Raw genomic sequence first — 9,764 nt, forward strand, 5'->3', positions numbered from 1 at the left:
GAAATTTACTGTTCTTTCATCATAGGTTGTGGAGAAAAAGAGGGGGAATAAAGATGAGTGTCAATAAAACAAGATTTGATAGTTATCATCCATTATTGGATGGAGTGATAAAAAATGTCGAAAAAGTAATGATCGGAAAAACGCAAGTGACAGAACTCAGTCTTGTGGCACTTTTAGCTGGCGGACATGTTCTTTTGGAGGACGTTCCAGGTGTCGGGAAAACGATGATGGTCCGCTCGCTTGCCCGCTCTCTCGGTCTCGAATTTAACAGGATCCAATTTACACCCGACCTTTTGCCGTCCGATATTACGGGGGTTTCGATCTATAACCAAAAGGAAATGGCCTTCGAATTCCGGAGAGGTCCATTATTGGGGAATGTTATTTTAGCCGATGAAATCAATCGTACGTCTCCGAAAACACAGTCGGCCCTTTTGGAATCAATGGAAGAAAAAAGTGTAACGGTCGACGGACAAACCCATTTATTGCCGGAACCTTTCTTCGTTATGGCTACACAAAACCCGATTGAGTATGAAGGAACTTTCCCTTTGCCTGAAGCCCAGCTTGACCGTTTTATGATGAAATTAAATATGGGCTATCCTTCTGTTGAAGACGAAATGAAGATTCTAAATGTAACGGAGAAGGGGCATCCGGTCGAAACGTTAGAATGTGTTATTTCCGCCGGAGAATTAACCCGGCTAAAAGAACAGGTCCGGGACGTTTATGTGGATGACACGGTGAAACGCTACATTGTTGATTTATCCAATCGAACGAGAAACCACCGGTCCGTTTATCTCGGTGTCAGCCCCCGCGGCTCTTTAAGCCTGATGAAGGCTGCGCAAAGCTATGCGCTATTAATGAACAGAGAGTACTGCGTCCCTGATGATATTAAATATTTAGCGCCATTTGTATTGACACATCGCATTTTATTAAAGCCTGAAGCGAGATTTGAAGGACAAACAGCAAACGACATCATTCTAGAAATGTTAGCGAGAGTTCCAGTTCCCCTGCATAAAGGACAATCGGCAAGATGATCAGGCTTAAGTGGAAGTTAAGCAACAAGTATCGGACGCCAATCGGGTTCATTGGCATCCTATTCCTTCTCATTTGTACATTTTCTTATGCGATGTTTCAAGGCGGATTTGTCAGTTGGTTTTTGTTTTATAGTAGTCTCCCGCTCGTTTTGTATACGATTTTGATGTTTTTTTATCGTTTGGGCAACGTGCAAATCGTACGAGAGTTGAATAAGGAAAAATTAGTCGCGGGAGAATCATTGGAAGTTACGATTACGATGAAACGCTCCAGCTGGTTTCCGCTACTTTATTTAGTGATCGTTGACGAGTTGCCGGAAGCGCTTGCGAAACATGCAGATCAAGAAGGAGAAGAATATATCCACCAATCACGCGGCCTGTTTTTTCCACTATTTAAAAAGACATTATCATACACGTATTATGTCCATCCGGTTCCGCGAGGTGTGTATGACCTTTCGAAGGTCATGTTAAAATCAGGCGACATTTTTGGCTTTGTGGAAAAAATAGTGAACGTTCAAGTAACGGACCATCTGTTTGTCTATCCTCGTTATCAAGAAATCGACCGATGGGAAATCGATAGACATTTGTATAACGGGGATCAACGGGCCGGCCGGCGATCGAGGACAGATTTTACTTCTACCATAAGCGTCCGAGATTATGCCCCGGGCGACCGGCTTGCCTGGCTCCATTGGAAGGCAAGCGCCCGTTCGAATAAACTGTTGACGAAAGTGTTTGAACATCAACGAAATGATGACTTTACGATCATTATTGACCAATCCATTGAAAGCTATGGTGGCAAAGACTTACTGTTTGAAAAGGCGGTTTCGTTTGCAGCCTCCCTTATTCGTTATTCGATTCAAAAAGGGGGAGCGGTCGGTTTTTATGTGCTCGATGAAAATGAACAAATTCCGATGAATAGCGGGTATGAGCAAGAATGGCGAATCATGCATGAATTGGCGAGAGTAAAAGCAAATCATAAAAAGGCGTTCGAAATCGAGCTAAAAGAAGAGTTTGCTGAAGGAAATTTAGACGGAAAAACGATGGTCATCCTATCGCCGCTTTTGACGGAATCGCTTGTGAAGACGATGGAGCTGATCTCGATGAGAAATTCGAATCTCATTTTCTTTTACATCGCACAGGGCACGAAATTATCTACAATCGACTATCAATTCATCAATCGGTTAAATCAGCGAATGATCGCAACGATGCCAATTATCGGCGAGCAGTTTAACGAGGCGTTAAAGGCAGGTGTGAAACATGCAACAAGCTAGAGGCAAACGAGAATCAGCTTTACATACACTCGTCCTTTATGCACTTGGATTCTTTTTATTTTGGGAGTGGCTCAGGCCGTTGACGATCGTTACACCGATGAGTGAAATCGGAATTTTCGTGATGTTCATTGCCTTTTTATTTCTCATCACATACTTTCGGCTGCCCTTTTGGATTTCCTTTCCGGTAAAATTCATTGCCATGATGTATGCCTTTCATTCGTTGTATTACCCGGATGTCTTTTTATCGTTTCGTTGGGTTCCGCATTTTTTGTCCGATGTAAAGGGCAATATCGCAATCATTTTAGAACAGCGGTGGGCGGACACAACGGAAATTAGCCGCTCTTTTCTATTTTTCATTTTGTTATGGCTCATCAGTTATTTGATGCATTATTGGTTGATTCAAGCGAAGAAAATCTTTCTTTTCTTTTTCATTACGGTCATCTATATTACCGTTTTAGATACGTTTACGGACTATGATGCAACGTTCGCGATTATTCGTACCGTTTTTATTGGACTTATATTAATCGGCATTTTGCGGATGATGAAAATTATCGAAACGGAAGGCTTTTCTTTACTGAAAGGAAGATTTCCGGTACTATGGATGGCCCCGCTCACTGTCATCATTAGCCTGTCTTCCTTTTTTGGCGTTATTGCGCCGAAAGCATCACCGCAATGGCCCGACCCGGTTCCTTTTTTGAAAAAAATAACGCATCAAAAAGATGACGGCCAGGAAGGTCCTCAGGGAAAAGGCGGGATCGCCAGAATTGGGTATGGAACAAATGACAGCAGGCTAGGAGGCCCATTCCGCTACGATTTTAAACCGGTATTTACTGCCTATGTTGAAACCCGGCATTATTGGCGGGTGGAATCGAAAAATAGTTATACCGGCAAAGGATGGGAAGTTAAAGGGCCCAATACACCGCAAACTCTCAATCCTCTAAATGTTAACTATTCATCACCGTTTTCCCGCCTCTGGGAAGAAACGTCCGGTGCGGTTCATTTAAAACGGGAGTCTGTGCAAATTGTGATGGACAAAGATAAAAGCTATCCTTTTCTATTAATGCCGGGAATGCTTATCGGGAAAAATTATAATTTTGATAAAGTTTCGTTAAAATTAGACCCGTTGACAGGAAAAATTAATACGTTTTTAGATAATAAGAAGGTAGCTTTAGCATCCTATAGCATGTCCTTTTTAAGTCCGGTATACGATGAGAATAAACTCAGAAAAAGCAAAGAGGAGTATCCGGGCTTTATTCGCGACAACTATCTTCAGTTGCCTGAAAGTCTGCCCAAACGGGTGAAAAAGCTGGCTGAAAATATTACAAAGAAGGCGGGCAATCCGTATGACAAAGCCAAAGCGGTAGAACGGTGGTTTTCGGATGAAGGGTACGGCTATGAAACAACAAACGTTGCTGTTCCTGGGAAAAACGATGATTATGTCGATCAGTTTTTATTTAAAACAAAAAAAGGGTATTGCGACAACTTTTCGACATCGATGGCTGTTCTATTGCGCTCTATTGGCATTCCAACACGGTGGGTCAAAGGGTTCTCGCCCGGTGAATTTAAAGGGATGATCAAAAGGACGAACTTGCGTGAGTATAAAGTTACGAATGCGAATGCCCATTCATGGGTGGAAGTGTATTTTACAGATGCCGGATGGGTACCATTTGAGCCGACAAGGGGATTTACAAATATCAATCAAATGAAAGAAGAAAACCAAACGAGGCCAACTCAAGAAACAATGGCACCTATTAAAAAGAAAGAGAAAAAAACGGAGGACATTACTAAAAAGCCGCTGTCTGAAAAGGATTCATCCGACTCAAGGAAAACAGATCATTTTATAAAAAGAGGAGTTTTAGCTTTTTTACTTGTTCTTGCTTCAGGGGGCTTGATTGCCTTTCTTTACCGGAAACAATGGCTCCGCTATTATTTCCTCTGGCGCTTTAAACGGAAAAATGATGAAAAAACTTTTTACGAAGCATATCACCGTTTGTTATGGCTTCTGCAGTATCACGGCATTCAACGTGATCCAGCATTTACATTGCGGGAATATGCGGTTTTCGTTGATCGGGCGTTAGATACAAAAGACATGATCCTATTAACAAAAGCATATGAAACGATACATTACGGAAATCAACATAAACAAAGCCACTGGAATGAAACACATAAACAATTGTGGGAAAATTTAATTAAAAGGATACCCGCTTGACCCTCCTCATCAGCATTGATAGAATGTGGTTTGTAAGAAACTGTCGAATCAAGAAAAGTCGTTTAAAAGCGCTTCTTTTCTTAAAACTTCGAATAGTAAATAACGAAATAACTTTCTCCTTCGTATATCCTCGGTAATAAGGACCGAAAGTCTCTACCGGGGCACCATAAATGCTCCGACTATGAAGGTGGGATTCTTTGCGTAACCGGAATTCCACCTTTGTTTTTATACGAAAAACATGGTGTGATTCCGGTTTCCTTTTATCCTTTTTACTGTAAGTCTTATAAGAAGAGAAAGGTAGTGAATACTAAATCAAAAAGGTTGTTCAAAAAGTCCGGGAAACATTGCCGGCGAATTTCTGCGTCAGCTTGCTCCTGTGCTCCTCACGTATTAAAAGGACCTATGCACCTGTGTCTGCCAGTATTGCTCCGAACTATGCTTCCTCGGTGCAACTCGCAGTGAATCAGCGCCGAATCGCTCGTCGCTCCGGTGCTCGGAGGCTACGCTTCCTTGAACTTCTTGGCCCTGTTTGTCCTCCTTTTTGAACTTCTATTTAAGATTAATTTTGATGGGGTGAAGGAATGGAAATTGCAAACGAAATGATCGTTGTGTTAGATTACGGCAGCCAGTATAATCAGTTAATTGCGCGCCGCATTCGTGATTTAGGGGTGTACAGCGAACTGCATCCACATACATTAACGGCGGAAGAAGTTAAGAAAATGAACCCGAAAGGCATTATTTTGTCAGGCGGCCCAAACAGTGTGTACGGTGAAGGCGCGCCATCTTGTGATGAAAAGATCTTCGAATTAGGGATTCCTGTACTCGGCATCTGTTACGGTATGCAATTAATGGCACACCGATTAGGCGGCAAAGTAGACCGTGCCAACCATCGGGAGTACGGAAAAGCAGAAATTGATGTGAAAAATCCATCAAAGTTATATGAAGATCTTCCGAATACACAAGTTGTCTGGATGAGCCACGGTGACCTTGTCATTAGCCCTCCGGAAGGATTTACTACAGATGCGACAAGTCCTTCTTGCCCTGTAGCTGCTATGAGCAATGTCGCTAAGAAATTATACGGTATTCAGTTCCATCCAGAAGTTCGGCATAGTGAACATGGCATTGAGCTGCTCCAAAACTTCGTATTTGCCATTTGTGAATGCAAAGGCGATTGGACAATGGAAAACTGGATTGAAACTGAAATTGAAAAAATCCGTGAAACGGTTGGCGATAAAAAAGTGCTTTGCGCCTTATCCGGCGGAGTGGATTCTTCAGTTGTTGCCGTTTTGATCCATAAAGCAATCGGAGACCAGCTTACATGTATGTTTGTCGATCATGGACTATTACGTAAAGGCGAAGCGGAAAGCGTCATGAAAACCTTCAGTGAAGGGTTTCACATGAATGTTATTAAAATCGACGCAAAAGAGCGGTTCCTTTCAAAACTTAAAGGTGTATCCGATCCGGAAAAGAAACGGAAAATTATCGGTAACGAATTCATTTATGTTTTTGATGAAGAAGCGGCCAAGTTTGAAGGAATCGATTTCCTTGCACAAGGAACGCTATACACCGATATCGTTGAAAGTGGAACGGCAACGGCACAAACGATCAAGTCACACCATAATGTTGGCGGATTGCCAGAAGATATGAAGTTCAAATTAATCGAACCGTTAAACACATTATTTAAAGATGAAGTTCGTAAAGTCGGAACGGAACTCGGCATTCCGGATGAAATTGTTTGGCGCCAACCGTTCCCGGGGCCGGGTCTTGGTATTCGCGTTCTCGGTGAAATTACCGAAGACAAGCTTGAAATCGTCCGCGAATCCGATTATATTCTTCGCGAAGAAATTAAAAAAGCCGGACTTGAACGCGACATCTGGCAATATTTTACCGTACTTCCGGACATCCGCAGTGTCGGTGTCATGGGCGATGCGAGAACGTACGATTATACCATCGGCATTCGTGCAGTAACTTCAATTGACGGGATGACATCCGATTGGGCCCGCATTCCATATGATGTCCTGCAAAAAATTTCAACCCGGATTGTCAACGAAGTGAACCACGTCAACCGGGTTGTCTATGATATTACATCTAAACCACCTGCTACGATCGAGTGGGAGTAAAAAGCGAATTAAAATCCAGGGAATTCCCCTGGATTTTTTTTGTATTAAAGCAAGCGAATTTTTTTATGGAAAAGATTTCAACCTTTCGATATGATGAGAAGAGAAGTGGCCAAATTAAGGGAAAAATGGGGGAGGAACATGGGAGAGTTTATTGGCTTTGTAGTCATAATCGCGGCTGTTATGGTAATCATAAATGCCGTAACCAAAAGCAAATCACGAAATAAAAGAAAAGTCGATTTGAAAAAAGAACCTCCTCAAGCTCTTTCTACTATCGATCACCCTGAATTTCAAGAAATAGAAAAGAAACTGCAAAATGCTCTTCAAGTTTTTGATCCATCGATTCTAAAAGGGCGTTTTGAAGAAGGGCAACAATCGAAAATAGAAGGGGATTTTGAGTGGCGATTCTTTGAGTTAAAACGTTTCTTTTTTATGAATGCGTTGTTAAAAGAAGTGCCGATGTTTAGTCAACAAGTGGATGATATATGGCATAATATGATTTTATTCACAAAAGAGTATGAACAGTTCGGCCGCATGTTTTTAGAAATGCCGCTGCACCATACGCCGAATATAAAAAAGGAGCCTGACCCGGGGCTTCGGGCATTTTACGACTGGATTTATTCTGAGCTTTTTACAATATATCCACAAACGACTTATTATTACGGCCGGTTTTTTCGTTATCCTGTAAAACCGGATGTGGTCAATGAATTTAAAACAAAACCCGTAGGATTTTTAAAAGAAAAATATTTCAAAACGGGCTCGCTATATGAGGAAGCTATTCATCATTTAATTCAAAAGATGAAAAAGTCGGTTGAGCAGATTGATCATATGGACATTAATAATCTAAAAGAAGAACGGGAGAGGGCGTATACAAACGATGATATGAATTTATTGCTTCCGGTCGCTCTTTATGCATCCTTCTTTTTATATGAATCCTATGAGGATAAAGTCTGGGGGGTGGGAGCCGCCGCTAGCTCTTCTTCCTTTTTTTCAGGTTGCGGGAGTTCGGGGGGAGGCTCTGACAGTCATCATCACGGCCATCATTGTTCCAGTAACAATTGTTCAGGCAGCAGCTGTTCAAGTTGTTCGAGTTGCTCTAGTTGCGGAAGCGGTTGTGGAAGCAGTTAATCTTTTTGATAATAACCGAACAATAGTGTTAAAAAAAGAAAATATCATTCGGAAATAGATTGACGAATTTTGTCGTACCTTGTATAATCTCCATATACTAGTAAATACTAATCCGTCGTATAATATCGGGAATAAGGCTCGAGAGTTTCTACCAGGCTGCCGTAAATGGCCTGACTACGAGGGGTAATGGAGATATCTGTACGGACAATTTCTGTGCATGTCCAATCCCTTCTATGTCAGCTCGAGGCTTGCCCCGGGCTTTTTTAAATCAATGAAGGGTGAGGGGACATGCAAAAGTATTTTCAATTCAAAGAGCTCAATACAAACTATAAGAAAGAGTTCGTCGCAGGGCTCACAACGTTTTTGGCGATGGCGTATATTATATTCGTCAATCCATCCGTTTTGTCACAAGCTGGGATGGACAAAGGGGCTGTTTTTACCGCAACATGTCTTGCTGCAGCGTTCGGAACGCTATTCATGGGCGTTGTCGCAAAGTATCCGATTGCGCTTGCTCCGGGAATGGGCTTAAATGCTTTCTTTACTTACTCTGTTGTTTTAACGATGGGGATTCCATGGCAAACCGCGCTGTCCGGTGTGTTAATGTCCGGTATTATTTTTATCATAATTACAATCTTTAAAATTCGTGAAACGATTATTAATGCCATTCCACAAGAGTTGAAATATGCCGTTGCTTGCGGAATCGGTCTATTTATTGCATTTATCGGATTGAAAAATGCAGGAATTGTCGTATCCAATAAAGCGACATTTGTTTCGGTTGGTGACTTTACAAAAGGGCCGACATTGCTTGCGATTTTTGGTTTTATTGTCACGATTTTAATGATGATTCGTAATATCCGCGGAAGCATTTTTTACGGAATGGTTATTACGGCTATTGTAGGAATTATCTTTGGCCTAATTGATATGCCGACAAAAATTATCGGTTCCGTGCCCAGTCTTGCGCCGACGTTCGGGGACGCCTTTAAGCATTTTGGCGATATTTTCAGCATGAAAAAAATGTGGGCTGTTGTTTTAACGTTTTTCTTTGTTGATTTTTTTGATACGGCAGGAACGATTATTGCAGTTGCGACAAAAGCAGGATTAATGAAAGATAATAAGCTGCCCCGGGCGGGACGGGCCCTTCTTGCTGATTCATCTGCTATTGTCGTTGGAGCGATTCTTGGAACGTCTTCAACTACCGCTTATGTTGAATCAACATCCGGTGTAGCAGCTGGAGGACGAACAGGATTCACATCTGTAGTTACAGCTATTTTCTTGCTGTTATCTTTATTCTTCTCACCGCTTTTAGTGGTCGTAACACCATCTGTGACAGCGCCGGCCTTGATCGTCGTTGGGGTTTTGATGGTTTCGGTTTTAGGGAAGATCGATTGGAATCGATTAGAGATTGCAGTTCCAGCTTTTTTAACCATCGTCGCTATGCCACTTACGTATAGCATTGCAAACGGAGTCGCACTCGGATTTCTTCTTTACCCGATCACGATGCTTGTGAAAGGACGGGCTAAAGAGATTCATCCGATCATGTATCTTCTCCTCATTATCTTTTTAGGCTATTTTATCTTTTTAATCTAATGAATGCGACAAACTGAATAGAGCTGATCAAAAGACCGCTACTATGAGAGAACGCTGAAAAAGCCCGTTTAAAGAGGAAAAGAAGCTAACAAGCCATTACATATAGGCAGTTAGCTTCTTTTAATGTTTTTCTTGAAATAGAAAATTGAGAAACTGTATTTTTGCTTTTGCGTGATGTTCGAAATGCACGATTACAATTGAAAGAGTAGACAGGTCGAGCCCGATATGCGGAAGTTTGCATATCGGGTTCTTTTCATGTGAAAAAAGTATTGACCCACCAGAAGATTGCTGATATAGTATTAAACGTTGCCGCTTTACGAAACAACGGTTAAAAAACTTTTTAAAAAAGATTGTTGACATGGCGGTTTGAAAATGATATAGTATTTCTTGTCGCTGCTTTCGAGTAGCTAATGAAATTACATCG

General features: G+C 41.7%; 6 protein-coding genes and 2 riboswitches. All 6 genes read left to right on the plus strand.

From position 1 onward, the window contains the following. Positions 1-53 precede the first annotated feature (53 nt). The 6 genes from WD019_RS18160 (at position 54) to WD019_RS18185 (ending at position 9,340) form a co-directional block, all read left to right on the plus strand. Positions 54-1,031 (plus strand): AAA family ATPase, encoded by a 978-nt coding sequence (locus tag WD019_RS18160; RefSeq protein ID WP_026678636.1) that lies wholly within the window; start codon positions 54-56, stop codon positions 1,029-1,031. Continuing rightward, on the plus strand, positions 1,028-2,299 hold the full coding sequence (locus WD019_RS18165) for a DUF58 domain-containing protein (protein WP_425712374.1): 1,272 nt from the start codon (positions 1,028-1,030) through the stop codon (positions 2,297-2,299). Before WD019_RS18160 ends, WD019_RS18165 begins: the two co-directional genes overlap by 4 nt. Next, a complete protein-coding gene (locus tag WD019_RS18170) occupies positions 2,286-4,508 on the plus strand; it encodes a transglutaminase domain-containing protein (protein ID WP_425712375.1) in 2,223 nt (740 codons plus the stop codon). Before WD019_RS18165 ends, WD019_RS18170 begins: the two co-directional genes overlap by 14 nt. A gap of 100 nt (positions 4,509-4,608) precedes the next feature. Beyond that, a riboswitch (purine riboswitch) is annotated at positions 4,609-4,710 on the plus strand. 379 nt (positions 4,711-5,089) lie between these two features. Next, on the plus strand, positions 5,090-6,628 hold the full coding sequence (gene guaA, locus WD019_RS18175; protein ID WP_425712376.1) for a glutamine-hydrolyzing GMP synthase: 1,539 nt from the start codon (positions 5,090-5,092) through the stop codon (positions 6,626-6,628). A gap of 138 nt (positions 6,629-6,766) precedes the next feature. Further along, entirely contained in the window at positions 6,767-7,753 is a 987-nt protein-coding gene (locus WD019_RS18180) for a hypothetical protein (RefSeq protein WP_425712377.1), read from the plus strand. 95 nt (positions 7,754-7,848) lie between these two features. Beyond that, a riboswitch (purine riboswitch) is annotated at positions 7,849-7,950 on the plus strand. 91 nt (positions 7,951-8,041) lie between these two features. Continuing rightward, the gene (locus tag WD019_RS18185; protein ID WP_026678640.1) at positions 8,042-9,340 is read left to right on the plus strand and encodes an NCS2 family permease; all 1,299 of its coding nucleotides are present in this window, start codon (positions 8,042-8,044) and stop codon (positions 9,338-9,340) included. Positions 9,341-9,764 lie beyond the last annotated feature (424 nt).

This window comes from Fictibacillus sp. Mic-4 (assembly GCF_049843615.1).
Taxonomy (GTDB): domain Bacteria; phylum Bacillota; class Bacilli; order Bacillales; family Fictibacillaceae; genus Fictibacillus_A; species Fictibacillus_A gelatini.